The following is a 25,656-nucleotide window of genomic DNA, read 5'->3' as shown; positions in this document are numbered from 1 at the left end:
TTGTGTCGTACGGAATGGAATCGCGGACAGTGTAAACGCCGCAGGCGCGCACCGCGGTGCGCGCCTGCCGGCTGTCGTCGATGTCGCCGAGCGGCGACGCGATCAGAACTTGTGGCGAATCCCGACGATCGCGAGTTCCTGCGTATCGGTGCCGGAGTTCACGCCATACGAGCCGACCGACGCAGCAGCCTTCACGACCGCGCCGTTCGCGTTGAGCGTGTTGCCGCTCGCCTTCTGGTAGCCGAACAGCGCATACAGGTCGGTGCGCTTCGACAGCGCGTAGTCCGCACCGAGGTTGACCTGGTTGTAGTGCGCGGACGCCGGGCCCGTCAGCGACGTGTAGTTGTAGCCGACGCCCGCGCGCAGCGCCGGCGAGAACTGCCAGTTGAAGAACGCCGAGCCGTTGTTGAACTTCGCGTTCTGGCTGAAGGCCGACAGCGTGTCCGCGCCGTACTGCGTATTCGAATACGCGAGGCCGAAGGTGGCCGGCCCGGCCACGTACTGGCCGGCCACGCGCACGATCTGGATCGACTTCGCGCTCGAGAAGCCCTGGTTGATCACGGTGTTGAACAGCGTGTCCGAGCTGCTCGACCAGTTGCGCACGCCGTTTGCGACGGTGGAGCCGCCGTTCGCGTAGAAGAAGCCGGCACCGAGCGACAGCGGCCCGTTCGCGTAGCTTGCGCCGAAGCTGTACGTGCGGCCGCTGCCGGTGGCGCCCGCGACACCGCCGAAGCCGTACAGGCCCTCGAACTGGAAGCCCGAGATCAGCGGGCTCGTGTATTTCACCGAGTTGCTGACGCGCAGGCTGTTGTCGTAGTTGTCGAGATCGCCCGGCGTCGCGAACACGCCGCCGAAATAGTTGTCCTGCGTGAGACCCTGCACGAGATCGACGACCGGATCGTACTGGCGGCCGAGCGTCACGGTGCCGTACGTGCTGCTCGAGAGGCCGACGACGGCCTTGCGGCCGAATTCGCGCTGGCCCTGGCCGAGTGCGCCGGTGCCGATGTTGAAGCCGTTCTCGAGCTGGAACAGCGCGGCCAGGCCGCCGCCGAGATCCTCGGTGCCGCGCAGCCCCCAGCGGCTGCCCGACAGGTTGCCGCTGCTGAACTTGACGAGGCTCGACGCGTTGCTGCCGTTCGCGTTCTGCGCGTTGTGCACGTATGCGATGCCGGCATCGACGATGCCGTACAGCGTGACGCTGCTTTGTGCGTGAGCGCCAGCGGCATAGAGCGCGGCCGGCAGCGTGAGCAGTGCGAGTGAACGGATCTGTTTCATTGTTGGATTCCCCCGTTGGTCGAATGGTCTGACGAGTCGGTGAACGATACGGACAGCGCATCGTCAAGGGAACCAATAAATTGTCGGATCGTTATGAGGCGGCGCGGGGATGGATGCGTGCGCAACCGGCCGGCGGCCGGTGCGCGGGAAACTCATGCGTCGTGTCGTCGCGACGCGTTTCTCAGCACGAGCGTCATCAACTGCCGGCGTGAATCGACGCCGAGCTTCGCGAATGCGCGCTTCGCGTACGTGTCGACGGTGGACGTCTTGAGCCCCATCGACTGCGCGATCGCAGCCGAGGTCATGCCCTGGATGAACGACGCGCACACGTGCATCTCGCGCGCGGTCAGCCGTTCCTGCCATTCCGGCAGCCATTGCGCGACGTGGTCGAGATCGAGTTCGTCGCACTCGCCGCCGTCGGCCGACACCGCGCCGAGCAGCCGCTTGTGCGCGGACGCCAGCGGCAGCACCACCTGCGACAGTTGCTTCAGCAGGCTCAACTCCTTCAATGAAAACGGCGGCAGCCGCCGCGAGCGCGCGATCGAGATCGAATAGCGCGTGCCGAGCGTGACGCCGGCGATCACGCATTCGTCGTGGATGTCGCCGCTGTCGAAGAACTGATGGCGGATCTCGCTCGCGACGCGCTGCGCGGACACCTGTACGAGCTGCATGTCGCTTTCGCTGTCGATGGCCGCGTAGGTCGCATCGTCGCTCGCATAGCTCCGGTAGTAGTGGCGCATCACCTGGGTGATGAGTTCCGGCTCGCGGCCGAAGCTGCCGATCCAGCCGACGCTGCGCCGGCCTGACGACGCGACCCGTTCGTAGTCGAGGTGCACCGCGTCGAAGTCGGCGTAGCGCACGAGCGTGTCGTAGACGGCGCGCATGAACTGCGGCGTGCCGACGGCCTGCGCGATATCGCCCAGCGTTTCGGTCACGAATGCGACGTGACTCAGCGGCAGATCGGGGGAGGGGAGCGCAGCGTCCATGGCCTCGGGTATCAGGAAATTTCAGGTGGCGCTACTCGTATCACGACGATTTTCGATTGCCTAGATGGGAATCCACTCAAACGGCCCCGGCACGCGACATCGCTTGTCCCGGTTTTCGGGACTGACGGTGCGAATCGCGATCTCTACATTGACCCCTGTGCCGAAACCGTCTGACGGCGTTGCCGCGAGTCCGCCCGAGCGTGATGCAACAGCCGATTACAACTCTCTGGAGATCCCCATGCGTGTCCGATTTCGCTGTCGTCCGGCCGTCCGTGCCATGTTCTTCATGTCGGCGGGCCTTGCCGCCGCGGCAAGCCTGCCGGTGCGTGCCGGCGATGCCAACCTGAACGTCTACAACTGGTCCGAATACATCGCGAAGGACACGGTGCCGGTGTTCGAGAAACAGGCGGGCATCAAGGTCCGCTACGACAGCTACGACAGCGACGACACGCTGCAGACCAAGCTGCTGGCCGGCAGCTCGGGCTACGACATCGTCGTGCCGACGTCGAACTATCTCGCGCAGCAGATCCAGGCCGGCGTGTACCAGAAGCTCGACAAGTCGAAGCTGCCGAATCTCGCGAACCTCGACCCGGTGCTGATGAAGATGGTCGCGAAGGCCGACCCGGGCAACCAGTACGGCGTACCGTGGGCGTGGGGCACGACGGGCATCGGCTACAACGTCGAGGCCGTCCGGAAGCGGCTCGGCGACAACGCGCCGACCGACAGCTGGGCGCTGCTGTTCGACCCGGCGAACGCGGCGAAGCTGAAAGGCTGCGGCATCTCGCTGCTCGACGCGCCGGACGCCGCGTTCGCGGCGGCGCTGCAGTACATGGGCAAGGATCCGGAGAGCAAGAATCCGGCCGATTACCAGGCGGCCTACGACGTGCTGAAGAAGATCCGCCCGTACGTCACGCAGTTCAGCTCGGCCGGCTATGCGGACGACCTGGCGAACAACGACGTGTGCGTCGTGCTCGGCTGGTCGGGCGACGTCGGCATCGCGCGGCGGCGCACGCTGGACGCGAAGCGCGCGTACGAAATCCGCTATGTGAATCCGAAGGAAGGCGGCCTGCTGTGGTTCGACGTGATGGCGATCCCGAAGGATGCGCCGCATCCGGAAGCCGCGCTGAAATGGATCAACTACATCGAGGATCCGAAGACCAACGCGGCGATCACGAACGAAATCTTCTACCCGAGCGCCAACAAGGCCGCGCGCCCGTTCGTGACGCCGGCGATCGTGCAGGACCCGGGCATCTACCTGTCCGATGCGACGATCGCGAAGACGTCGCTTGCGATGCCGCGCAGCGCCGAGATCGCGCGGATGCAGAACCGTCTGTGGCTGCAGTTGAAGTCGGGCGGTTGAGGAGGCGGCCATGAACCACACCCTGCCCGATGCGCCGGCCGCGGCCGGCGCCACCCGCGCGACGAACGACGCGTTCGTGCGCATCGAAAACGTCGTGAAGAAATTCGGCGACAGCACGGCCGTCGACAACGTGAACCTGACGATCGCCAAGAACGAGCTGTTCGCGCTGCTCGGCAGCTCGGGCTGCGGCAAGTCGACGTTGCTGCGCATGCTCGCCGGGCTCGAGACGGCCACCTCCGGCAAGATCTTCGTCGATGGCGAGGATCTTGCGTCGCTGCCGCCGTACCGCCGCCCGGTGAACATGATGTTCCAGTCGTACGCGCTGTTCCCGCACATGACGGTCGAATCGAACGTTGCGTTCGGCCTGAAACAGGAAGGCACGCCGAAGCACGAGATCAAGGAACGCGTGGCCGATGCGCTCGCGCTGGTGCAGATGAGCAAGTACGCGCAGCGCAAGCCGCATCAACTGTCAGGCGGCCAGCAGCAGCGTGTCGCGTTGGCCCGCTCGCTGGTCAAGCGCCCGAAGCTCTTGCTGCTCGACGAGCCGATGTCCGCGCTCGACAAGAAGATCCGCCAGAAAACCCAGCTCGAACTCGTGAACATCATCGAGAAGGTCGACGTGACCTGCGTGATGGTCACGCACGACCAGGAAGAGGCGATGACGATGGCCAGCCGCCTCGCGGTGATGAGCGAAGGCAGGATCGTGCAGATCGGCTCGCCCGGCGAAGTCTACGAATACCCGAACAGCCGCTTCTCCGCCGAATTCATCGGCTCGACCAATCTGTTCGAGGGGCGCGTGGTCGAGGACGAGCCCGATCACATCTTCGTCGAAAGCGACGATCTCGAAGCACGCATGCATGTGAACCATGGCGTGACGGGCCCGCTCGGGATGCCGGTCGGCATCTCGGTGCGTCCGGAACGCGTGCACGTGTCGCGCGAGAAGCCGGGTTCGAAACACAACTGGGCGCGCGGCGTCGTGACCGACATCGCGTACATGGGCAGCTACTCGCTGTACCACGTGCGCTTGCCGAGCGGCAAGACGGTCGTGTCGAACCTGTCGAGCTCGCACCTGATGAACGACAACGCACCGGCGTGGAACGACGACGTGTTCGTGTCGTGGTCGCCGGCGAGCGGCGTCGTGCTGACGCAATGAGGACGCCACGATGAGAACCTCCGCTTCCACGCCGTCCGCGCCGGTGTCGACCGGCGCCGCGAGCGCCGGCACCGGCCGCGCGCGCCCGGGCCGTTTCGCGATGCTGTCGCGCTTCCTGCCGTCGGGCCGCAGCGTCGCGATCGGCGTGCCGTTCCTTTGGCTCGCGATCTTCTTCGCGCTGCCATTCGTGCTGGTGCTGAAGATCAGCTTCGCCGACCAGATGCTCGGCATCCCGCCGTACACCGCACTTGCGCGGCTGGAGGCGGGCACCGTGCAGGTCGCGCTGTCGCTGAAACATTACGCGCTGCTGCTGCAGGACGACCTGTACCTGAACACCTATGTCAGCTCGCTGAAGATGGCCGCGGCGTCGACGCTGATGTGCCTGCTGGCCGGCTACCCGATCGCGTACTTCATTGCACGCTCGACGCCGGCCCGCCGCAACCTGCTGATGATGGCCGTGATGCTGCCGTTCTGGACGTCGTTCCTGATCCGCGTCTATGCGTGGGTCGGGATCATGAAGGACGACGGGCTGCTGAACCACGTGCTGGCGGCGCTCGGCGTGATCGCGACACCGCTGCGCCTGTATCACACCGACGCGGGCGTCTACATCGGGATGGTCTATTCGTACCTGCCGTTCATGGTGATGCCGCTGTACGCGCACCTCGTGAAGATGGACCTCACGCTGCTCGAGGCCGCGAACGATCTCGGCGCGACGCCGTGGTCCGCGTTCTGGCGCATCACGCTGCCGTTGTCGCGCAACGGCATCCTCGCGGGCAGCCTGCTCGTGTTCATCCCGGCGGTCGGCGAATACGTGATCCCCGAGCTGCTCGGCGGCGCGAACACGCTGATGCTCGGCCGCGTGATGTGGGATGAGTTCTTCAACAACATGGACTGGCCGATGGCGTCCGCGGTGACGGTGACGATGGTGCTGCTGCTGCTCGTGCCGATGGCATTGCTCCATTACAGCCAGACCGAAGCGGAGGCCAAGCCATGAACCGCGCAAATCGCATCCTGTCCGCGTGCGTGCTGGGCGCGGGCTTCCTGTTCCTGTACATCCCGATCGTCAGCCTGGTCGTGTATTCGTTCAACGCATCGAAGCTGGTGACGGTGTGGTCGGGCTTCTCGCTGAAGTGGTACGGCGCGCTGCTGCACGACGACGAGCTGCTCACGGCCGCATGGCTGTCGCTGAAGATCGCGCTGCTGACGGCGACCGCGTCGGTCGCGATCGGCACCTGGGCCGGCTTCGTGCTGGCCCGCATGGGGCGCTTTCGCGGCTTCACGCTGTACGCCGCGATGATCAACGCGCCGCTGGTGATTCCGGAAGTGATCCAGGGCATCTCGCTGCTGCTGCTGTTCGTCGCGATGCAGCAGACCTTCGGCTGGCCGGTCGGGCGCGGCTGGCTGACGATCTGGATCGGCCACGTGATGCTGTGCCTGTCGTTCGTCGCGGTGATCGTGCAGTCGCGCGTGAAGGAGCTCGATCGTTCGATCGAGGAAGCCGCGCTCGATCTCGGCGCGCGGCCGTGGAAGGTGTTCTTCGTGATCACGCTGCCGCTGATCGCGCAGGCGCTGGTGTCCGGCTGGCTGCTCGCGTTCACGGTGTCGATCGACGACGTGATCCTGTCCGCGTTCCTGTCGGGCCCCGGCTCGACGACGCTGCCGCTCGTCGTGTTCTCGCGCGTGCGGATGGGGCTCAACCCGGAGATGAATGCGCTCGCCACGGTGTTCATCACCGTCGTGACGATCGGCGTCGTCGTCGTGAACCGCGCGATGCTGGCCCGCGAGCGGCGGCAGGCGCGCGACACGCGGATGTGGCACGCGGCATCCGCGTCCGAGGCATCCGGCACGCCCGCGTCGCCCTCCGCCATGCCGCCCGCGCGCCCGCCGGCCGCGCCGCCGCTGCACGACCGTATCCCGCATCCCACGAAGTGACGAACAAAGACGAACGACAAGGAGACATTCCATGAAAAAGAAGATGCTCTGCGCGCTGATCGCAGGAGCGTTGCCGGGGCTGGCCGCGGCGAACTCGAGCACCGACCAGATCCGGACGCTGCAGCAGCAGATCGCGGTGCTGCAGCGGCAGATGAGCGCGCTGCAATCGCAGCTCGGCGCGAAGCCTTCGGCCGTACCGGCCGCGGCAAACGCGGCGAACGCGTCCAACGCGGCGACCGGCGCGGCGGCTGACCCGTCCGCACCCGGCTACGGGCAGGCAGCGGCCGTGCTGACCAACGACGACGTGTCTGAAATCCGGCAGCAGGTCGCGAACCAGCAGTTGAAGGTCGATTCGCTGACCGATGCCGCGCGCACGGGCCCGATCGCGGGGCTGTCGGTGACGGGCTATCTCGATCCGACCTACCTGTACAACCGGGGCGCCGGCACGTCGTCGTTCCAGTTCGCGAACCACGAGAACGCGTACACCTATTACAACAGCACGTTCGGCGACGTATTCCTCGACATCAAGAAGACCTTCGGGGTCGGCCCGACCGCGCCGTCCGCGGAAATCACGCTGATGCCGAACCGCGGCGCGGGCCTGTCGATGATGACGGGCAGCGGCTCGAGCGGCCTGAACATCATCAACACGGCCGTGCTGACCGTGCCGTTGTCGGGCACGACGGCGCTCACCGGCGGCCTCATGACGGGCTTCGGCGGCTACGAGTACCAGCAGTCGAACATGATGCTGACGCTCACGCACAACCTGCTGTACGACTTCTCCGATCCGGGTTCGTCGATCGGCGCGGGCCTCAACTACCAGAGCCCGGACGGCCACTGGGCGTGGAAGTTCTTCGTCGGCAACGAGCAGTTCCGCAGCGCGGGCGCGGTCACGCAGACCGGCGTGAACGCGCTCGGCGACCCGATCACGACCAGCAACAAGGTGCCGACCTTCACCGCGCGGGTCGATTACCTGCACGGCAGCGCGCTCGACGTCGGCGGCTCGATCAGCATCGGCCGCCAGACGCTGCCGAGCGCGGTCGATCCGGCGACCGGCAACGTGCGCTACGGCGTCGGCGGCAACGCACCGAGCGCGTACGGCGCGTTCTTCTTCGGCGAAGCCGATGCGACCTACACGCTCGCCGATGCGCAGTACAACGCCGAGTTCGACTACGGCCAGCAGCAGCACGGCGCGTTCAACGGCGGGCTCGCGCAGTGGTTCGGGCTGTCGCTGCTCGCGCACCGCAAGTTCAACGCGCCGGTGGTCGGCCGCATGGGCGCGACGCTGCGCTACGACCTGCTGGTGAACCGGAAGAACGGCGGCGGCGGCTCGTCGATCGGCCTGAACGGCAACGGGATGGATCCGTACAACGGCTTCGGCATCGATGCGGACTGTCTCGCGATGTCGAAGGCGAACGGCGGCGTCGGCTTCGAATGCAAGGGTGCGACGCGGCAGGCCGCCGTATTCGACGTGCTGTTCTACCCGACCCAGCAAGTGACGGTGAAGGTCGAATACCGGCACGACTGGGCGAGCAACAAGGTGTTCCTGCGTCACGACGGGTCGTACCAGAAGTCGAACGACCTGCTCGCCACCCAACTCATCTACGCGTTCTGACGCGACGCCGTTCGCGAGTCTTGCACATGCTCAAGTTCGAAAACCAGCAACATGTTCAGTCCTACTACGCAGCGACGGCCAACAACCGTGCGCAGCATCCGTCGCTCGACGGGGCCGTGACGGCCGACGTCTGCGTGATCGGCGGCGGGCTCACGGGCCTGTCCGCGGCACTCGATCTCGCCGAGCGCGGCCATTCGGTCGTGCTCGTGGAGGCGTCGAAGATCGGCTGGGGCGCGAGCGGACGCAACGGCGGCCAGCTGATTGCCGGGTACGCGTGCGACATCGACACGTTCTCGGCTTACCTGCCGGAAGACGACGTGCGGCGCGTATGGGCGATGGGGCTGGAGTCGGTCGAGATCGTCCGGCAGCGGGTCGAGCGGTACGGCATCGATTGCGACCTGACCTCCGGCTTCCTGACTGCCGCGAACAAGCCACGCCATCTCGATGCGCTGCGCGCGTGGCGCGATACCGCCGCGAGTCGCTTCGGCTATCGCGGCTACGAGGTCGTCGAGCGCGCCGACATGCCGCGCTTCGTCGCGTCGGACCGTTACGTCGGCGGCCTCCGCTACGAAGGCAGCGGCCATCTGCATCCGCTGAACTACACGCTCGGCCTCGCGCGGGCGGCGCGCGAAGCCGGCGTGACGATCCACGAGGACACGCCCGCGCTCGCGCTCGATCGTGCCGCGCCGCATCACCGCGTCAGGTGCGCGCGCGGTCACGTGGATGCCCGTCATGTCGTGCTGGCCTGCAACGCGTACCTGGGGCAGCTGGCGCCGGCGCTCGCGCGCAAGATCATTCCGGTCGCGACGTACCTGATCGCGACGGAGCCGCTCGGCGACGCGCGCGCGGCCGAGACGATGCCCGCCGATGCGGCGATCTGCGATACCAATTCCGCGCTCGACTATTTCCGGCTGACGCGCGACCGACGGCTGCTGTGGGGCGGCAAGGCCAGCAGCTCGACGAACGCGCCGCGCGACCTCGCGGCCGCGATGCGGCGCGACATGCTGAAGACGTTCCCGCAGCTGGCCGATGTGCGGATCGACTACGCGTGGGGCGGCCTGATCGACGCGACGATGAATCGCGCGCCGCATTTCGGCCGGCTCGAGCCGACCGTGTATTTCGCGCAGGGCTTTTCCGGGCACGGCGTCAACGTGACGGGCCTCGCGGGGCGGCTGATCGCGGAAGCGATCGACGCGCAGGCCGCGCGCTTCGACCTGTTCGGCCGGATTCGCCATCGCGACTTTCCGGGCGGGCGCGCGCTGCGCACGCCGATGCTGGCGCTCGCGATGACCTGGCACCGGATGATGGACCTGCTCTGACCCGCGCGGGCGGTTCGCCCCGCCGCGCGGCACCGAAACGTTTCGAATCTCTCATGCCCTGGAGGCACTCATGACCAACATCACGAATCTCGTCGACCTGATGCGGGCACCGGCGAAGCTCACGCAGAGCCGCGTGCCGAGCGGGCTGCTGCTCGACGGCAATCCGCTGCAGACGCTGTCGCATCACTACATCAGCCCGTGCGGGCAGTTCAGCTGCGGGATCTGGGAATGCACGCCCGGCCGCTGGACGATCGAGTACGACGAGTCGGAGTATTGCGAGATGCTGAGCGGCGTCGCGATCGTGCGCGATGCGGACGGCCGCGAGCGCGTGCTGCGCGCGGGCGACCGCTTCGTGATTCCGCCGGGTTTTCGCGGCACGTGGGAAGTCGTCGAAAAGTGCCGCAAGATCTATGCGTCGCACGCACCTCAGGCAGGGCAGCCGGGCGCGTAACGCGCGGCCGGTTCAGCACAACCATCGAGATCAACGAGGAGCAACCCATGACCCAGGAATTGTGGCGTCTCAGCGCGGCCGAGATGGCCGAGCGCGTCGCGCGTCGCGACGTGTCTGCCACCGAACTCACGCGCAGCTGCCTGCAGCGGCTTGAAGCGGTGAACCCCGTCATCAACGCGATCGTCGACGTGATGGCCGACAGCGCGTTGCAGGCCGCGTCCGATGCCGACGCCGCGATCGCGCGGGGCGCGCCGGTCGGCCCGCTGCACGGCGTGCCGGTGACCGTGAAGATCAACGTCGACACGGCCGGATGCGCGACGACCAACGGCGTGCGCGCGTTTTCGGACCTGATCGCGCACGAGGACAGCCCGGTGACCGCGAACCTGCGCAAGGCCGGCGCGATCGTGATCGGGCGCAGCAATGCGCCGGCATTTTCGTATCGCTGGTTCACCGACAACGACCTGCACGGCCGCACGTCGAATCCGTGGGATGCGTCGTTGACGCCGGGCGGCTCCAGCGGCGGTGCGGCGGCTGCCGTGGCCGCCGGCATCGGCGCGATCGCGCACGGCAACGACCTGGGCGGTTCGATCCGCTACCCGGCCTATGCGTGCGGCGTCGCCGGGCTGCGTCCCAGCACCGGGCGCGTGCCGGCGTACAACGCCACGCAGTCGAAGGACCGCACGCTTGCGGTGCAGCTCGCCTCCGTCCAGGGCCCGCTCGCGCGCACGGTCGGCGACCTGCGGCTCGCGCTCGATGCAATGGCGGCAGGCGACGCGCGCGACGCATGGTGGATGCCGGTCGCGCCGACTGCGCATGAAGCCGCGTTCCCCGCGCGCGTGGCCGTGTGCCCGGCGCTGCCGGGCGTGCCGTCCGATCCGGTGGTGGTCGACGCGATCCGGCAGGCCGCGCGCTGGCTTGAAGAAGCAGGCTGCATCGTCGAGGAAGCAGTGCCGCCGCGGATCGCCGAAGCGTGCGAACTGTGGCTGGACCTGGTGACCAACGAGGCGCGCGGCGGCCTCGGCGACGTGATCATGCAGCACGGCGACGCGGCGATCCGTACCGCGTTCGCGAGCCAGCGCCATCTCGCGAAGCCGCTGGACCTCGAGGGTTACATGAACGGCCTCGCGCGGCGCACGGCGTTGCTGCGCGACTGGCAGCAATTCTTCACGCGCTATCCGCTGCTGCTGATGCCGGTGTCGTGCGCGCAGCCGTTCGCGATCGACGCCGATCAGCACGGCGACGACGCGATGCGCGCGATCGTCGAGCAGCAGGGGCCGCTGCTCGCGACCGCACTGCTCGGGCTGCCGGGGCTGTCGGTGCCGACCGGTATCCGCGACGGCGTGCCGACCGGCGTGCAGCTCGTCGCCGGACGCTTCCAGGAAGCGCTGTGTCTCGCCGCAGGCGAAGCGATCGAGGCGCGTGCGGGCATCTTTACGCCGATCGATCCGGTCACCGGGTCGTGACGCGCGACTTTTCACGAGTAAACGCATGAATCAACCGACATTCGAAGACTGGCAGGCGCGCGCGGCCGTGTTGCGGATCGACGGGCGCGCATTCATCGACGGCGAGGCGCGCCACGCGCAAACCGGCGCGACCTTCGCCAGCGTGAGTCCGATCGACGGTTGCGTGCTCGCGCACGTGGCCGATTGCGGCGCCGACGACGTCGACCTCGCGGTCGCGGCCGCGCGCCGCGCGTTCGATGCGCGGAGTTGGGCCGGCATGAACCCGCGCGCCCGCAAGGCGGTGCTGCAGCGCTGGGCCGTGCTGATGCGCGAGCATCTCGACGAGCTCGCGCTGCTCGAGACGCTCGACACCGGCAAGCCGATCGCCGATACCACGGCGATCGACGTGCCGGCCGCCGCGCATTGCGTCGACTGGTATGCGGAAGCGATCGACAAGGTCGGCGGCGAAGTCGCGCCGGTGGACCCTCATCTGGTCGGGCTCGTCACGCGCGAGCCGATCGGCGTCGTCGCGGCCGTCGTCCCGTGGAATTTCCCGCTGCTGATGGCCGCATGGAAATTCGCGCCGGCGCTCGCGGCCGGTAACAGCGTCGTGCTCAAGCCGTCCGAGAAATCGCCGCTCACCGCGATTCGCGTCGCGCAGCTCGCGTGCGATGCGGGCGTGCCGCCCGGCGTGTTCAGCGTCGTGCCGGGCGGTGCGGAGCCGGGCAGGGCGCTCGCGCTGCATCCCGACGTCGACTGCATCGCGTTTACGGGATCGACCCGCACGGGGCAGCAGATCATGGCGTGCGCCGCGCAGTCGAACCTGAAGCGCGTGTGGCTCGAGCTCGGCGGCAAGTCGCCGAACATCGTGCTGCGCGATTGCCCCGATCTCGACCGCGCCGCGCAGGCTGCCGCCGACGCGATCTTCTTCAACATGGGCGAAGTGTGCACGGCCGGGTCGCGCCTGCTCGTGCATCGCGACATCAAGGACGCATTCGTCGCGAAGCTGGTCGATGCGTCGCGGCGCTTCGCACCCGGGCATCCGCTCGATCCGTCGGTGACGATGGGGGCGATCGTCGATCGCACGCAGCTCGATCGCGTGATGGGGTATATCGGCGCCGGGCGCGACGAGGGCAAACTCGTCACGGGCGGCGCGCGCGTGCGCGAGGAGACGGGCGGGTTCTATGTCGAGCCGACGGTGTTCGAGGTGAAGCCCGACGCGAAGATCGCGCGTGAAGAGATCTTCGGGCCGGTGCTGTCGGTGATCGTGTTCGACGATGTCGACGAGGCCGTGCGGATCGCCAACGACACCGAGTATGGACTGGCCGCGGCCGTATGGTCGGCGGATCTCTCGACCGCGCATGCCGTTGCGCGGCGGCTGCGCGCGGGCACCGTGTGGGTCAACTGCTATGGCGACGGCAGCGACGACATGAACTTCCCGTTCGGCGGCTACAAGCTGTCGGGCAACGGCCGCGACAAGTCGCTGCATGCGCTCGACAAGTACACCGAGCTGAAGTCGACGGTCGTGCGGTTGTAGCGTGGAAGGCAACGCGCGGCCTCGATAACGAGGCCGCGCGTCTCACGCATCCGGATGAGCGCCTTACTGCTCCGCTTGTTCCGCGTCCGCCGTTTCACCGAGGAACCCGCCGCTCTGGTGCGTCCACAGGGCTGCATAGATGCCGCCGGCCTGCAGCAGCTGCAGGTGCGTACCTTCCTCGACGATGCGCCCTTCGTCGAGCACGATCAGCCGGTCCATCGCCGCGATGGTCGACAGCCGGTGCGCGATCGCGATCACCGTCTTGCCGCTCATCAGATCGTCGAGGCTGCGCTGGATCGCGACTTCGACCTCGGAGTCGAGCGCGCTGGTCGCTTCGTCGAGCACGAGGATCGGCGCGTCCTTGAGCATCACGCGCGCGATCGCGACGCGCTGCCGCTGGCCGCCCGACAGCTTCACGCCGCGCTCGCCGACCTCGACGTCGTAGCCGCTGCGGCCGTGGCGGTCGCGCAGCCGGTCGATGAACTCGGACGCTTCCGCGCGCACGGCCGCGTCGTGCATCTCGCGCTCGGTCGCGTCGGGGCGCCCGTACAGCAGGTTCTCGCGCATCGTCCGGTGCAGCAGCGACGTATCCTGCGTGACCATCCCGATCGCACTGCGCAGGCTGTCCTGCGTCACATGCGCGATGTCCTGCCCGTCGATCCGGATCGTGCCGCCGCCCACGTCGTAGAAGCGCAGCAGCAGGTTCACGAGCGTCGACTTGCCGGCCCCCGAGCGGCCGATCAGGCCGATCCGCTCGCCGGGCCGGATCGTCAGGTTCAGGCCGTCGAACACCGCGCGGTCGTTGTCCTCGTGCGCGAACTGCACGTTGTCGAACACGATCCCGCCGCGCTGCACCGCGAGCGGCTTCGCGTCGGGCGCGTCGACCACGCTGCGTACCTTCGTCAGCGTGTTGATGCCGTCCTGGATCGTGCCGACGTTCTCGAACAGCTCGGTCATCTCCCACATGATCCAGTGCGAATAGCTCGACAGGCGCAGCGCCATCGCGATCACCGCCGCGACCACGCCCGCGCTCACCTCGCCGTGCATCCACAGAACCAGCGCGAGGCCGGTCGAGCCGACCAGCAGCAGCGTCGACAGCAGGTGGTTGACGACCTCGAACGCACTGACGAGGCGCATCTGCGCGTCGCCGGTCGCCTTGAACGCTTCCATCGCGCGGCGCGCGTGGTCGGCTTCCCGCCGCGTGTGCGAGAACAGCTTCACGGTCGTGATGTTCGAATACGCGTCGGTGATGCGGCCCGTCATCAGTGCGCGCGCATCGGCCTGCCGGCTGCCGACGGCACCGAGGCGCGGCACGAAAAACGCGCACGCCAGGCCGTAGCCGAGCGCCCACAGCGCGAGCGGGATCATCAGCCGCCAGTCGAAGCTGGCCGCGAGCGCGAGGATGCCGATCAGGTACGCGGCGACGCCGATCACGACGTCGACCGACATGAACAGCGCGTCGCGCACCGCGAGCGCGGTCTGCATGATCTTGGTCGTCACGCGGCCCGCAAATTCGTTCGCGTAGAACGACAGGCTCTGGTCGAGCATCAACCGGTGAAACAGCCAGCGCAGCCGCATCGGGAAGTTGATCGCGAGCACCTGGTGCTTGACCATCGTATGCAGCGCGATCAGCAGCGTACTGCCGGCGAGAATCGCCGCGAAACCGGCGAGCGTGCCGTAGTGCCGGCCGCCGAAATTGGCTGGCGTCGCGGACGCGAGCCAGTCGACCACGCGGCCCATCATCGCGAACAGCGCGGCTTCGTACGCGGCCAGCGCGGCCGACGTCAGCGCGATCAGCAGGACCCAGCTGCGCGCGCCTTTCGTGCACGCCCAGACGAACGAGAAGAACCCCCGCGGCGGCGTGGCGGGATCTTCGAGCGGGAAAGTCGGCAGGCGCCGTTCAAACCACGAAAACATTGAAACCTCTCCTTGATGCGGCCACGCCGACCGGCGCGGCCCGTATTGCCCGTTTCATGCGCGACGCCCTGCGCGGCGCCGTCGTGTTGCACACGTGTTCACTGCGCGCGGATCCACGTTTCGATCGGGCCGAGCGTGCCCGGTGCATAGGCATGGCGCCCGAGCGCCGTGTACAGCCACTGCTTCCACGTCGGCCAGTCGGACTCGAGCTGGTAGTCGAACCAGCTGCCACGCAGCAGCGCATGCGTCGCACCGGGCACGACCACCACGCGCCGGTCGGGCCGGTTCGCGAACGCATGCGTATAAGCGTTTGCCTCGTCGACCGGATCGACATTGCGGTCCAGCGCGCCCCACACGGCCAGCACGGGCCCCTGCATGGTCGCGAGCGCCTGTGACGCGTCTTCCAGGTAGTTGCGCGCGATGAAGCCGAAGCGGCGCGGCTCGATGTCGGGGCGGCGGCGCGGATCGGCCGGCACGTCCGCCTGGCCGAAGATCGCGTCGTTGTCGCGTCGCTCGGCGGCCAGTGTCGCATCGATTCGATCCGGCTGCAGGCCGGTTGCCTGGAGCTGCTGTCGCGTCAGGTAAGTGCCTTGCCGGCGCCAGCTGACGGCGCCGCCGACGATCACCGAAAACGCGGGCCGCACCGCATTCGCGACGCGCGGAATGACCCAGCCGCCCTGCGAGAAGCCGAGCAGGCCGATCTTGGGCGCTGGACCGACGGCGGCGCGCACGCGCGCCATCGCGGCGATCGTTTCGTTCGCGCGGTCCTGCATCGATTGCGTGAGCCAGTCGCCGCTGCTGCGGCCGGTGCCTTGCTTGTCCCAGGCGAACACGCCGATGCCGGCGTCGAGCAGGCTGTTGACGAGCGGCAGCATCGCGTCGTCCGAGAAGCGCGTGCGCGGCCCGTCGCCGTGGACGAGCAGCACGATCGGCGCATTGGGTGCGTGGGCCGGCAGCGCGAGCGTGCCGACGAGGGCGGCGTCGCCGGCGCGGAATGCGAGCGTCGAAACCTCCGCGCCCTTCAGCTCGAAGTCGGACAGGCCGCGCAACGCGATTGCGCCGACCGCTGCGAGCAGGAGCAGGACGAGCGCGATGCCGGCAATGACGGTTCGTTTCAAGAGGCCCTCGGAGCGGTGGTGTGAGCGGAGGTCGCAGGCGGCACGTACGCGGGCACGATGCCTTGACGCCTGCATGACGTCGCCACGATAATAGATCGACTAATCAGTCTAATAAAGATTTGAGCCAACGTCGAGCACGGAGTTCCTGTTGAGAAAGATCGACCCTGAAAGAGTGGAAGCGAAGCGGCGCCAGATCCTGGACGCCGCGATCGACTGTTTTGCGCGCGACGGCTTCCACGCGACGTCCACGGCCGCGATCTGCAAGGCGGCCGGCATGAGCCCCGGCAACCTGTTCCACTATTTCCCGACGAAGGCGGCGATCATCGAGGCGGTCGCGCAGGAGGACCAGCGCGAGATGGCCGAACTGTTCGCGCGGCATGCGGACGTCGACGATGCGCTGACCGCGATCGAGGAGATCGCGCTGACGTTGATGGAACTGTCGAGCGATCCCGTCTATGCGCGCATCAGCGTCGAGACCGCGGCGGAGGCGACGCGTAATCCGGACGTCGCCGCGCTGTTCGCGGCGAACGAGGCGCAGGTGAAAGGACGGATGGTCGCGCTGATCAAGCGCGGCGTCGCGCAGGGGAAGATCGATGGCAGCCTGAAGCCCGATCTCGTCGCGACCTGGCTGCTCGCGCTCGCGGAAGGCGCGGTCGGGCGCGTCGTGTTCGAGCCGGGGTTCAAGCCGCGCGCACACCGGGCAATGCTGCGGACGATCATTCAGCGGATGTTGAAGCCGCAGTAAGTGTGGCGGCGCCGGTTCGACGCACGCCGGGTTCGGGCGTTATCCGAACCGGGCGCGCGCATCGTGCCCTCAAAAAAATCCTTGACTGTCTATCTATGAGTAGATAAAGTTCGCTCCATGGAAACGAAACCGACCGTCCGCGAACAGCTTCTCGACCACGCGATCACGCTGATGATGCTGCGCGGTTACAACGGCTTCAGCTATCGAGACCTGTCCGATCTGGTGGGCGTGAAGACGTCGAGCATCCACTACTACTTCCCGTCGAAGGACGATCTCGTGCTGGAAGCGGTGTCGGTCTACAGCGACGACGTCCTCTCGGCGATGCGGGCGATCGATCCGGCGCTGCCGGCCGACGTGAAGCTGAGCCTGTACACGAAGATGTTCGGCCGCACGCTCGGCGACGGCAACATGATCTGCCTGTGCGGGATGCTCGCGGCCGATATCGAATCGTTGCCGGAGAATGTGCGGCAGGCCGTGCAGGCGTTCTTCAAGGCCAACGAGAGCTGGCTTGCGGAATTGCTCGCGCAGGGCGCGAAGGAAGGCACGCTGCAGTTCAGCGGCCAGCCCGACACGGCTGCGCGCACGTTGTATGCGGCGTTCCAGGGCAGCGTGCTGGCCAGCCGGCTGTTCCACACGCGGGCGCGTCTCGAGGATGTCGAGGCGGTCTGGAAAACGCGGCCCTGACGGGCGGCGCGAGCGGTCAGGCGGTTCGCCGCCTTTTTATTGGATCTGGTTATCTATCTGGTGATAGATAGATGGCTTGGGCAGGTGGATCAACCGCCTGCATTTTTTGGGGATGTTTATCTATCTATGAGTAGATAAATTGGCGCGAAACCGACTGCCGAGCAGCCGGCACGCGGCCCCGGGTTGGAAGGCTGTTTCACTCACTGATTGAAAAGGAGTTGGTCATGTCGATCGAAAAAGTGCTGTACCGCGCCCATGCAAAAGCCACCGGCGGCCGTGACGGCCGCGCCACGGTGCCCGAGAGCAACCTCGACCTGAAGCTGGCCACGCCGCGCGAACTCGGCGGCGCGGGCGGCGCCGGCGCGAACCCCGAGCAGCTGTTCGCCGCCGGCTACAGCGCGTGCTTCATCGGCGCGATGAAGTTCGTCGCGGCCCGCGACAAGATCGCGATGCCCGCGGACGCCTCGATCGAAGGCAGCGTCGGCATCGGCGCGATCCCGAACGGCTTTGGCATCGAAGTCGAACTGAAGATCGCGCTGCCGGGCCTCGATCGCGATACCGCGCAGACGCTGATCGATCGCGCGCACCTCGTGTGCCCGTACTCGAACGCGACGCGCGGCAACATCGACGTCACGCTCACGCTCGTCTGATCGTACGCATTGCGAATCATCTACCGCCCCATTGTCATTCACAGATTGAGCCAAGGAGTTACACCATGAAGATCGTCAAGCCGCTGCTGATCGCTGCCGCCGCCGCGCTGTCCGCCACGACCACCGCGTTCGCCGCTGGCGCCGGCGCCGAAGCCGTCCGGCCCGATGCGACGACGAGTGCCTTTCTCGCCGCGCTGAACGGCCAGAAAGGCCCGGGCCTCGAAACGCTGAGCCCCGCGAAGGCACGCCAGGTGCTGGTCGATGCGCAGAACGGCGCGAAGGTCGACCTGTCGGGCATCGACGTGTCGAACCGCACGATCGAACAGGACGGCTTGTCCGTGCCGGTCACGATCGTCCGCCCGCAAGGCGCGACGGGCACGCTGCCGGTGTTCATGTTCATTCACGGCGGCGGCTGGGTGCTCGGCGATTTCCCGACGCACGAACGCCTCGTGCGCGACCTCGTCGTGCAATCGGGGGCCGTCGCGGTGTTCGTGAACTACACGCCGTCGCCGGAAGCGCATTACCCGGTCGCGATCAACCAGGCGTATGCGGCGACGAAGTGGGTGGCCGCGCACGGCGCGGAGATCGGCGTCGACGGCAGCCGCCTCGCGGTGGTCGGCAACAGCGTCGGCGGGAACATGGCGGCCGTGGTGGCGCTGATGGCGAAGGACAAGGGTGGGCCCGCGATCCGCTTCCAGGGGCTGATGTGGCCGGTGACCGACCACAACTTCAACACGGGCTCGTACAACGCGTATCAGCAGGGTCACTTCCTGACGCGGCCGATGATGAAGTGGTTCTGGGATGCCTATACGAAGAACGAAGCGCAGCGCAACGAGATCTACGCGTCGCCGCTGCGCGCGAGCACCGCGCAGTTGAAGGGCCTGCCGCCCGCGCTGATCCAGGTCGCGCAGTTCGACGTGCTGCGCGATGAGGGCGAAGCGTACGGCCGCAAGCTCGACGCGGCCGGTGTCGATGCGACGACTACGCGCTACGACGGCACCATCCATGATTTCGGCCTGCTGAATGCACTGGCCACGGATGCACCGACGAAGGCCGCGATGAAGGCGATGGCGAACGAGATCGCGACGCGGTTGAAGTAACGTGACGGGTTCGCACTCGCGCGGCCCCTGGGGTGGCGGCCGCGCGAGTGCCGATGACGACCGACGAGGCGGGCACATGCCCGCGTTCATTGCATGCGGCGGGGGAGCCGGGCGAATGTGCCGGCTTGCACGCAGCACGCAGCACGCAGCACGCAGTGCCCCGCACCCCGCACCCCGCACCCCGCACCCCGCACCCCGCACCCCGCACCCCGCACCCCGCACCCCGCACCCCGCACGAGCACACCGCGACATCAGCGCTTTCCCGTCGTTGTTCAACCGCACGATTTCTTTCTCGATCCGCGCCCCATCGCCGGTTTCGCGCGGTGCTTCACGTCGCGGCTCTGCCCGTACGCGTCGCCGGCCGCAGCGCCCGCGCCGCATGCATTGTTGGTACGATCGCGCGTATCGTCCACGCCGGCACCACAACCCGCCGGCCACCGGTCGCGCGGTCGCACGCTGCGCGGCCACGTTCGGGAGAAACGGTTCATGCTGCAGGCGTTCGCGGTCTTGCTGACCTTCCAGTGTCTCGGGGAAGGCGTGTCCTATCTGTTCGGCCTGCCGGTGCCCGGCCCCGTGATCGGCATGCTGTTGCTGTTCGGCTTCGTGATGCTGCGCCCGCAGGTGGCCGACGCGATCGAGCCGACCGCGCTCGAGCTGCTGCGCCACCTGTCGCTGCTGTTCGTGCCGGCCGGCGTCGGCATCATGGTGTCGGCCGACCGCGTGCGCGGCGATGCGGTTGCGGTCATCGTCGCGCTGGCCGTCAGCACCACGCTCGCGATCGCCGTGACGGCCCTCGTCACGCGTGCGCTGCTGCGGCGCCAGCGGCGCGCGGGCGGCACCGCGGAGGGCGCGCAATGACGGCCTTCCCGAAACTCGGCGCGATCTGGGTCTATCTCGCCGCGACCCCGCTGCTGGGCCTGACCATCACGCTGATCGCGTATCTGTTCGCGCAGGCCGTTTATGCGCGGGCGCGCTTCAACCCGCTCGCGAACCCGGTGCTGATCGCGGTCGCGCTGATCGTGGTGCTGCTGACGATCACGCATACGCCGTATCCGACGTATTTCGAAGGCGCGCAATTCGTCCACTTCCTGCTCGGCCCCGCGACCGTCGCGCTCGCGCTGCCGCTGTACCGCCAGTGGTCGAAGTTGCGCCGCGCCGCGGTGCCGCTGCTGGTTGGCCTGCTCGCGGGTTCGTTGACCGCGATCGTGTCGGCGGTCGGCATCGCGGCGCTGTTCGGCGCGTCGCACCAGACGATCGCATCGCTCGCGCCGAAATCGGCGACGACGCCGATCGCGATGGCCGTCGCGGCGGAAATCGGCGGGATTCCGTCGCTCACCGCCGTGCTCGTGATCTCGACCGGGATCTTCGGGGCCGTGTGCGCGCGCGGGATCCTCAACGCACTGCGCGTCGACGAGCCGGCCGTGCGCGGATTCGCGCTCGGCGTCGCGTCGCACGGGATCGGCACTGCGCGTGCGTTCCAGGTCAGCGAGGAGGCCGGCGCGTTCGCCGGGCTCGGGATGGGGCTGAACGGCGTGCTGACGGCCTTCGTCGTGCCGATCCTGCTGCCGGTGCTGTCGCGCTGGATCTGAGCGCCGGCCGGGCCAGGCCGGGTTATCGGTTTCCCTGATGGCGCACGCGCGGTGCCGGAACGGCGGCGCACGCGGTGCGCATGTATCGTGGCCGTTATCGGGAGAATTCAGGAACGCACACGGACAAGTGCATACTGATCGGCTAACGTTGCATCGGCTCCGATGTCGCAAGCGGTCGCGTGCGCGCCGGTGTCTGACCCACAACCAACAATCGACAAGGAGATCCGGCCATGAAGAAGTCTCGCGTGGTTTCGGTGGCAGTAGCAGTAACGGCGTCGTTCGGTCTGCTGTTGACCGCGGCGCCGGCGGCATACGCGCAGGATCAGGCGTCCGCGCCGACGCAGAAGCAGGTCGACAAGGCGCAGAAGAAGGCGGCCCGCAAGGCCGCCCGGGCACGGCACGCGTCGGACCTGAAGGCGATCGGCACGGGTAGCGGCTACCGGCTGACGAACGACCAGAGCAACTATCCGCAGAACGCCGCGCAGAAGGCGCCCGCGACGAAGGCGACGAAGGCGGCGCCGGCCGCGCCGGCGTCGGGCCAGTAACGGCCGGGTTCGGGCCCCGGCACAGCGCAAACGGCGCCGGATCGACCGGCGCCGTTTGCATGTGTGCGGGGCCGCCCGAACGGTCGGGCCGCCGCGTTACGACGCGAGCTTGCTCGCGATTTCCGCGACGTGCTTGCCCTGGTAGCGCGCGATGTCGAGCTCGTTCGCGCTCGGCTGGCGGCTGCCGTCCGCGCCCGCGAGCGTGCTCGCGCCGTACGGCGAGCCGCCGGTGATTTCGTTCATGTTGACGAGGCCGCTGCACGCATACGGCACGCCCACGATCACCATCCCGTGGTGCAGCAGCGTCGTGTGGAACGACGTGATCGTCGTTTCCTGGCCGCCGTGCTGCGTGCCGGTCGACGCGAACACGCTGCCGACCTTGCCGACGAGCGCGCCCTTCATCCACAGGCCGCCGGTCTGGTCGAGGAACGTGCGCATCTGGCCGGCCATGTTGCCGAAGCGGGTCGGCGTGCCGAAGATGATCGCATCGTAGTCGGCGAGTTCGTCCACCGTCGCGACCGGTGCAGCCTGGTCGACCTTCACGCCGATTGCCCGGGCCTGGTCGGCGGGGATCGTTTCCGGCACGCGCTTGAGCGTGACCTCGACGCCCGCCACCGATTTCGCGCCTTCCGCGATGTGCTGCGCCATCGTTTCGACGTGCCCGTAGGACGAGTAGTAAAGAACGAGTACCTTGGCCATCTTGCGAATCTCCGATTAAAAGGGCCCCGCGTTCAGCGGGGCCCGGTTTCCCGAACGGGCTTTATGCCCACTCGGCCGTTACTTCGACCGGACGCAGGTCGAATACCAGCACTTCGGCATCCTTCCCGTCGGCGAACGTCAGCACCTGTTCGTCGCGGACACGCGCGCCGTCGCCTTCGCCGAGCGTCACGCCGTTGACCGTCACGCTGCCGCGTGCCACGTGCACGTACGCAAAGCGGTTCGGCGCCAGTTCCAGCGTCGCGCGTTCATCGCCGTCGAACAGGCCCGCATAGATCCGCGTGTCCTGCCGGATCTGCAGCGAACCGGCGTCGCCGGTCGGCGATACGACGAGCGCGAGCTTGCCGCGCTTGTCGCCGGCCGTGACATTCGTCTGCTGATAGCGCGGCTCCGCACCTTTTTCAGCCGGCCCGACCCAGATCTGCAGGAAGTGAACCGGCACTTCCTTCGAGTGGTTGAACTCGCTGTGGCGCACACCGGTGCCGGCGCTCATCAACTGCACGTCGCCCGGCACGATCACCGACCCGGTACCCATCGAGTCCTTGTGTTCCAGCGCGCCCTCGAGCACGTACGACAGGATTTCCATGTCGCGGTGCGGGTGCGTGCCGAAGCCGCCGCCCTGCGCGACGCGGTCGTCGTTGATCACCAGCAGGTCGGAGAAGCCGACTTGCTTCGGATCGTAGTAGTTCGCGAACGAAAACGTATGACGGGAGCTGAGCCAGCCATGCTCCGCACGGCCACGTTGGTTTGCTGCACGGATTTCGATCATGATTTTTGTCCTTCAAGACGCCGAACCTCGGAAGTGGGCGCGGCTGTTCGTTGAGAAGCATCTTAGGTCAATCGATTTGACAAATAAATGACTGAGGAGATAATGACTGTCGCTATGGAGTGGACAATATGGAACTCAACGATCTGAGGATCTTCGTCGCGACGGTCGATGCGGGCAGCTTCACGGCGGCGGCCGATCAACTGATGCTGTCCAAGCAGTTCGTCAGCCGGCGCACGATGGCGCTGGAGGCGTCGCTCGGCGTGCGGCTGTTGCATCGGAACACGCGCAATCTCGCGGTGACCGAATCGGGGCAGGAGTTTTATGCGCGCGCGCAGCGGATCCTCGCGGAGATCGCCGACGCCGAGCAGGCGATGTCGGTGCGCAGCACCGAGCTGCACGGGTCGCTGAAGATCAGCGCGCCGCTGTCGTTCGGGATCACGCACGTGTCGCCGCTGATCGCCGAATTCCTGTCCGCGCACCCGGCCGTGCGGCTGAACCTCGACCTGACCGACCGGCGCGTCGACGTGATCGGCGAGGGCTTCGATCTGGTGCTGCGGATCGGCTCGCTCGAGGATTCGACGCTGATCGCGCGCTCGCTCGGCGCGTGGCGGATGATCGCGTGTGCGAGCCCCGCCTATCTGAAGCGGCAGGGCGCGCCGGCGACGCCGGCCGATCTCGCCGGCCATACGTGCCTGCTGTACGGGCGCGAGCGGCGGGTTGGCTGGGAATTCCGCATCGACGGCACGCCGCGCACCTTCGACGTGCAGGGGCCGCTCGTCGCGAACAACGGCGAAGTGGTGCGCGACGCGGCGATCGCAGGGCTCGGCATCGCACTGCTGCCGCACTTCATCGTCGGCGCGGCGCTCGACAGCGGCGCGCTCGTGCCGGTGCTCGACGCGTATGCGCCGCCGCCGATCACGCTCAATGCGGTGTTCCCGCAGCATCGGGAAGGGTTCGTCACGCTGCGCACGTTCATCGCGTTTCTCGCGGAGCGGCTCGGGGAGGCTGCGCCGGCGGCGAAGGGCGGGGCCGGCCGGGCACGGTAACGGGCGGGTTTGCGGGGAATGGCGATGTTATTCTCCGCAAAAATTGCGGAGAATATTGAGCCGTGCGGTGAATGGGTGAGATAATCTCCGCATCATGAGCGGAGATTACACCTACATCTGGGAGTCGGCCGACTGGCCCGCGTGGCGCTTCGACCTCCCGGCGCTGGCGACGCCACTCGCCGATGTCAGCCGTGCGCAAGGCATGCTGGCCGGGCGGCTGGCGGATGTCGGCCTGGCGCTGCGCGACGAGGCCAGCCTCGCCGCGCTGACGGAGGACGTCGTCAAGACCAGCGCCATCGAGGGCGAAAGCCTGAACGTGGCATCGGTCCGGTCGTCGATTGCGCGCCGGCTCGGCGTCGACATCGGGGCGCTGGCGCCGGTCGATCGCCATGTCGAAGGCGTGGTCGACATGGTGCTGGACGCAACGACCCACGCGGCGGCGCCGGTCACGGACGCCCGTTTGTTCGGGTGGCATGCGGCACTGTTCCCGACCGGCTACTCGGGGATGTCGCGCATCACGGTCGGTGCGTGGCGGACGGATGCAAGCGGGCCGATGCAGGTCGTGTCCGGGCCGATCGGCCGGCAGCGCGTGCATTTCGAAGCGCCTCCCGCCGCGCGCCTGACTGGCGAGATCGCGCGCTTTCTCACGTGGCTCAATGCCGCGCCGGTCGAGCCCTTGCTGATCCGGGCTGGCCTGGCCCATCTGTGGTTCGTCACGCTCCATCCGTTCGACGACGGCAACGGCCGGATCGCGCGCGCGCTCGGCGATCTGGTCCTGGCGCGCGCCGACCGGAGTCCGCAACGCTTCTACAGCCTGTCGGCGCAAATCCAGCGCGAGCGCAACGCGTATTACGACGTGCTCGAGCGTACGCAGCGCGGCACGCTCGACGTCACGGAATGGCTCGTGTGGTTCCTGACCGCGCTCGGCAGGGCCATCGATCATGCGCACACGACGCTCGATGCGGTGCTGGTCAAGGCGCGCTTCTGGCAGCGCAGTGCCGGCTTCGCGATGAACGAACGTCAGGTCAAGGTCATGAATCGCCTGCTCGACGGCTTCGAGGGGAAGTTGACGAGCACCAAGTGGGCGGCGCTCGCGAAGTGCTCGCAAGACACGGCGCTGCGGGACATCACGGAGCTCGTCGAGCGCGGCGTGCTGCGTCGCTCGTCGTCCGGCGGCCGCAGCACGAGTTACGAGCTGGCGCCGTTCGACGGCTGACACCGGCGCGTGTCGTGACCGGCAAGCGTCGAGCGTGACGGCGCGGGGCGCGTGGCCGCTTCGACCATTTTCGCAATCACCGGCCAGCAGGCCGCTGGCCCAAGCGATTGCCCGCGTCTGGCACTATCCCGCGCCTTTTTGTCTTCGAATACTGGATTCCACGCCGGATGTCGTACAGGCGACATCTGCCGCCCCGCGTACGACCCTTCCGCACGAACCCGTTTTCGAGGAGACACGCATGCTCAGGTATCTGATCGGCATCGGTATTCCGTATCTCGGCGTGATGGGCCTGCTGCCCTGGGTGGCCGCACAGGACCGCTACGTGCTGGGCGTGCCGTTCATCTTCATGTGGATCTTCGGGTGGTTCGTGCTGACCTCCGGCTGCCTGTTCGCATGCTGGATGCTGTTCGACCGCCGCGCGAGCGGCGCCGCCTAGCGCGCATCCGCTGTTCCGCGGACCGCCGGCCGCCCGCGCTTTCCGGCGAACCCTACG

Annotated in this window: 24 protein-coding genes and 1 pseudogene; 19 read left to right on the top strand and 6 right to left on the bottom strand. The window is 67.5% G+C overall.

The window, feature by feature from the left end; translation table 11 throughout:
- Positions 1-102 precede the first annotated feature (102 nt).
- Together G3N61_RS02210 and G3N61_RS02205 are read right to left on the bottom strand one after the other, a co-directional pair.
- Positions 103-1,275 (bottom strand): porin, encoded by a 1,173-nt coding sequence (locus G3N61_RS02210; protein ID WP_089454583.1) that lies wholly within the window; start codon positions 1,273-1,275, stop codon positions 103-105.
- Positions 1,276-1,427: 152 nt separating this feature from the next.
- Positions 1,428-2,261, bottom strand: coding sequence for a helix-turn-helix transcriptional regulator (locus tag G3N61_RS02205; protein ID WP_089454582.1), 834 nt, complete (start codon positions 2,259-2,261; stop codon positions 1,428-1,430).
- 286 nt (positions 2,262-2,547) lie between these two features.
- Here G3N61_RS02205 and G3N61_RS02200 point away from each other — a divergent pair, with 286 nt between their 5' ends.
- From G3N61_RS02200 to G3N61_RS02160, 9 genes and pseudogenes are all read left to right on the top strand, one after another.
- Entirely contained in the window at positions 2,548-3,621 is a 1,074-nt protein-coding gene (locus G3N61_RS02200) for a polyamine ABC transporter substrate-binding protein (RefSeq protein ID WP_230624399.1), read from the top strand.
- Positions 3,622-3,694: 73 nt separating this feature from the next.
- Positions 3,695-4,774, top strand: a pseudogene (potA, locus tag G3N61_RS02195) (polyamine ABC transporter ATP-binding protein); the annotation flags it as partial.
- Positions 4,775-4,784: 10 nt separating this feature from the next.
- Complete coding sequence (locus G3N61_RS02190; protein ID WP_089454578.1) at positions 4,785-5,768, top strand: ABC transporter permease subunit; 984 nt, start codon at positions 4,785-4,787, stop codon at positions 5,766-5,768.
- A complete protein-coding gene (locus G3N61_RS02185; protein WP_205821301.1) occupies positions 5,765-6,706 on the top strand; it encodes an ABC transporter permease subunit in 942 nt (313 codons plus the stop codon). The genes G3N61_RS02190 and G3N61_RS02185 overlap by 4 nt, the downstream gene beginning before the upstream one ends.
- 31 nt (positions 6,707-6,737) lie before the next feature.
- Positions 6,738-8,318 (top strand): DUF3138 family protein, encoded by a 1,581-nt coding sequence (locus tag G3N61_RS02180; RefSeq protein WP_205821300.1) that lies wholly within the window; start codon positions 6,738-6,740, stop codon positions 8,316-8,318.
- A 26-nt stretch (positions 8,319-8,344) separates the two neighbouring features.
- Positions 8,345-9,637: an FAD-binding oxidoreductase gene (locus G3N61_RS02175; RefSeq protein ID WP_205821299.1), complete on the top strand. Its 1,293-nt coding sequence runs from the start codon at positions 8,345-8,347 to the stop codon at positions 9,635-9,637.
- A 70-nt stretch (positions 9,638-9,707) separates the two neighbouring features.
- Positions 9,708-10,088, top strand: a complete 381-nt coding sequence (locus G3N61_RS02170) for a cupin domain-containing protein (RefSeq protein ID WP_089454574.1) — start codon at positions 9,708-9,710, stop codon at positions 10,086-10,088.
- Positions 10,089-10,135: 47 nt separating this feature from the next.
- The gene (locus tag G3N61_RS02165) at positions 10,136-11,551 is read left to right on the top strand and encodes an amidase family protein (protein WP_205821298.1); all 1,416 of its coding nucleotides are present in this window, start codon (positions 10,136-10,138) and stop codon (positions 11,549-11,551) included.
- A 25-nt stretch (positions 11,552-11,576) separates the two neighbouring features.
- Positions 11,577-13,067, top strand: coding sequence for an aldehyde dehydrogenase (locus G3N61_RS02160; RefSeq protein WP_205821297.1), 1,491 nt, complete (start codon positions 11,577-11,579; stop codon positions 13,065-13,067).
- A 63-nt stretch (positions 13,068-13,130) separates the two neighbouring features.
- Here the strand turns inward: G3N61_RS02160 and G3N61_RS02155 are convergent, their stop codons facing one another.
- Positions 13,131-14,984: an ABC transporter ATP-binding protein gene (locus G3N61_RS02155; RefSeq protein WP_205821296.1), complete on the bottom strand. Its 1,854-nt coding sequence runs from the start codon at positions 14,982-14,984 to the stop codon at positions 13,131-13,133.
- A gap of 98 nt (positions 14,985-15,082) precedes the next feature.
- On the bottom strand, positions 15,083-16,102 hold the full coding sequence (locus G3N61_RS02150; RefSeq protein WP_205821295.1) for an alpha/beta hydrolase: 1,020 nt from the start codon (positions 16,100-16,102) through the stop codon (positions 15,083-15,085).
- Positions 16,103-16,250: 148 nt separating this feature from the next.
- Between G3N61_RS02150 and G3N61_RS02145 the strand changes: the two genes are divergently transcribed.
- The 7 genes from G3N61_RS02145 to G3N61_RS02115 all read left to right on the top strand — a co-directional run bounded on the left by G3N61_RS02145 (position 16,251) and on the right by G3N61_RS02115 (position 21,415).
- Complete coding sequence (locus tag G3N61_RS02145; RefSeq protein ID WP_089454569.1) at positions 16,251-16,847, top strand: TetR/AcrR family transcriptional regulator; 597 nt, start codon at positions 16,251-16,253, stop codon at positions 16,845-16,847.
- Positions 16,848-16,964: 117 nt separating this feature from the next.
- Positions 16,965-17,531, top strand: a complete 567-nt coding sequence (locus G3N61_RS02140) for a TetR/AcrR family transcriptional regulator (RefSeq protein WP_205821293.1) — start codon at positions 16,965-16,967, stop codon at positions 17,529-17,531.
- A gap of 224 nt (positions 17,532-17,755) precedes the next feature.
- Entirely contained in the window at positions 17,756-18,181 is a 426-nt protein-coding gene (locus tag G3N61_RS02135) for an organic hydroperoxide resistance protein (protein WP_089454567.1), read from the top strand.
- A 65-nt stretch (positions 18,182-18,246) separates the two neighbouring features.
- Positions 18,247-19,281, top strand: a complete 1,035-nt coding sequence (locus tag G3N61_RS02130; protein WP_205821292.1) for an alpha/beta hydrolase — start codon at positions 18,247-18,249, stop codon at positions 19,279-19,281.
- A 486-nt stretch (positions 19,282-19,767) separates the two neighbouring features.
- Complete coding sequence (locus G3N61_RS02125; RefSeq protein WP_043183999.1) at positions 19,768-20,139, top strand: CidA/LrgA family protein; 372 nt, start codon at positions 19,768-19,770, stop codon at positions 20,137-20,139.
- Complete coding sequence (locus G3N61_RS02120) at positions 20,136-20,870, top strand: LrgB family protein (protein ID WP_089454563.1); 735 nt, start codon at positions 20,136-20,138, stop codon at positions 20,868-20,870. The genes G3N61_RS02125 and G3N61_RS02120 overlap by 4 nt, the downstream gene beginning before the upstream one ends.
- Before the next feature lie 230 nt (positions 20,871-21,100).
- A complete protein-coding gene (locus G3N61_RS02115; protein ID WP_043184001.1) occupies positions 21,101-21,415 on the top strand; it encodes a hypothetical protein in 315 nt (104 codons plus the stop codon).
- 96 nt (positions 21,416-21,511) lie between these two features.
- Here G3N61_RS02115 and wrbA read toward each other — a convergent pair whose 3' ends face one another.
- Together wrbA and G3N61_RS02105 are read right to left on the bottom strand one after the other, a co-directional pair.
- Positions 21,512-22,114, bottom strand: coding sequence for an NAD(P)H:quinone oxidoreductase (gene wrbA, locus G3N61_RS02110; protein WP_043184002.1), 603 nt, complete (start codon positions 22,112-22,114; stop codon positions 21,512-21,514).
- Between the two features lie 61 nt (positions 22,115-22,175).
- A complete protein-coding gene (locus tag G3N61_RS02105; protein ID WP_205821291.1) occupies positions 22,176-22,901 on the bottom strand; it encodes a pirin family protein in 726 nt (241 codons plus the stop codon).
- A 128-nt stretch (positions 22,902-23,029) separates the two neighbouring features.
- On the opposite strand from G3N61_RS02105, the gene G3N61_RS02100 reads away from it, so the two are divergent.
- From G3N61_RS02100 to G3N61_RS02090, 3 genes are all read left to right on the top strand, one after another.
- Positions 23,030-23,947 carry a LysR family transcriptional regulator gene (locus G3N61_RS02100; RefSeq protein ID WP_205821290.1) on the top strand — a complete coding sequence of 306 codons (918 nt, stop codon included), beginning with the start codon at positions 23,030-23,032 and terminating at the stop codon, positions 23,945-23,947.
- A 94-nt stretch (positions 23,948-24,041) separates the two neighbouring features.
- Positions 24,042-25,163, top strand: a complete 1,122-nt coding sequence (locus G3N61_RS02095) for a Fic family protein (RefSeq protein ID WP_205821289.1) — start codon at positions 24,042-24,044, stop codon at positions 25,161-25,163.
- Between the two features lie 238 nt (positions 25,164-25,401).
- Positions 25,402-25,599 (top strand): DUF3311 domain-containing protein, encoded by a 198-nt coding sequence (locus tag G3N61_RS02090; RefSeq protein ID WP_205821288.1) that lies wholly within the window; start codon positions 25,402-25,404, stop codon positions 25,597-25,599.
- Positions 25,600-25,656: the final 57 nt, after the last annotated feature.

This window comes from Burkholderia sp. Ac-20349, assembly GCF_017104865.1.
Taxonomy (GTDB): domain Bacteria; phylum Pseudomonadota; class Gammaproteobacteria; order Burkholderiales; family Burkholderiaceae; genus Burkholderia; species Burkholderia aenigmatica.
Note: the sequence above shows the minus strand (reverse complement) of the source record. Positions and strands in the feature narration are given on the sequence as shown.

Bases quoted from the DNA above. Each gene is read 5' to 3' on its own strand.
- G3N61_RS02210 (WP_089454583.1), bottom strand. From the start codon at position 1,275: ATGAAACAGATCCGTTCACTCGCACTGCTCACGCTGCCGGCCGCGCTC.
- G3N61_RS02205 (WP_089454582.1), bottom strand. From the start codon at position 2,261: ATGGACGCTGCGCTCCCCTCCCCCGATCTGCCGCTGAGTCACGTCGCA.
- G3N61_RS02200 (WP_230624399.1), top strand. From the start codon at position 2,548: ATGTCGGCGGGCCTTGCCGCCGCGGCAAGCCTGCCGGTGCGTGCCGGC.
- G3N61_RS02190 (WP_089454578.1), top strand. From the start codon at position 4,785: ATGAGAACCTCCGCTTCCACGCCGTCCGCGCCGGTGTCGACCGGCGCC.
- G3N61_RS02185 (WP_205821301.1), top strand. From the start codon at position 5,765: ATGAACCGCGCAAATCGCATCCTGTCCGCGTGCGTGCTGGGCGCGGGC.
- G3N61_RS02180 (WP_205821300.1), top strand. From the start codon at position 6,738: ATGAAAAAGAAGATGCTCTGCGCGCTGATCGCAGGAGCGTTGCCGGGG.
- G3N61_RS02175 (WP_205821299.1), top strand. From the start codon at position 8,345: ATGCTCAAGTTCGAAAACCAGCAACATGTTCAGTCCTACTACGCAGCG.
- G3N61_RS02170 (WP_089454574.1), top strand. From the start codon at position 9,708: ATGACCAACATCACGAATCTCGTCGACCTGATGCGGGCACCGGCGAAG.
- G3N61_RS02165 (WP_205821298.1), top strand. From the start codon at position 10,136: ATGACCCAGGAATTGTGGCGTCTCAGCGCGGCCGAGATGGCCGAGCGC.
- G3N61_RS02160 (WP_205821297.1), top strand. From the start codon at position 11,577: ATGAATCAACCGACATTCGAAGACTGGCAGGCGCGCGCGGCCGTGTTG.
- G3N61_RS02155 (WP_205821296.1), bottom strand. From the start codon at position 14,984: ATGTTTTCGTGGTTTGAACGGCGCCTGCCGACTTTCCCGCTCGAAGAT.
- G3N61_RS02140 (WP_205821293.1), top strand. From the start codon at position 16,965: ATGGAAACGAAACCGACCGTCCGCGAACAGCTTCTCGACCACGCGATC.
- G3N61_RS02135 (WP_089454567.1), top strand. From the start codon at position 17,756: ATGTCGATCGAAAAAGTGCTGTACCGCGCCCATGCAAAAGCCACCGGC.
- G3N61_RS02130 (WP_205821292.1), top strand. From the start codon at position 18,247: ATGAAGATCGTCAAGCCGCTGCTGATCGCTGCCGCCGCCGCGCTGTCC.
- G3N61_RS02125 (WP_043183999.1), top strand. From the start codon at position 19,768: ATGCTGCAGGCGTTCGCGGTCTTGCTGACCTTCCAGTGTCTCGGGGAA.
- G3N61_RS02120 (WP_089454563.1), top strand. From the start codon at position 20,136: ATGACGGCCTTCCCGAAACTCGGCGCGATCTGGGTCTATCTCGCCGCG.
- G3N61_RS02115 (WP_043184001.1), top strand. From the start codon at position 21,101: ATGAAGAAGTCTCGCGTGGTTTCGGTGGCAGTAGCAGTAACGGCGTCG.
- wrbA (WP_043184002.1), bottom strand. From the start codon at position 22,114: ATGGCCAAGGTACTCGTTCTTTACTACTCGTCCTACGGGCACGTCGAA.
- G3N61_RS02105 (WP_205821291.1), bottom strand. From the start codon at position 22,901: ATGATCGAAATCCGTGCAGCAAACCAACGTGGCCGTGCGGAGCATGGC.
- G3N61_RS02100 (WP_205821290.1), top strand. From the start codon at position 23,030: ATGGAACTCAACGATCTGAGGATCTTCGTCGCGACGGTCGATGCGGGC.
- G3N61_RS02095 (WP_205821289.1), top strand. From the start codon at position 24,042: ATGAGCGGAGATTACACCTACATCTGGGAGTCGGCCGACTGGCCCGCG.
- G3N61_RS02090 (WP_205821288.1), top strand. From the start codon at position 25,402: ATGCTCAGGTATCTGATCGGCATCGGTATTCCGTATCTCGGCGTGATG.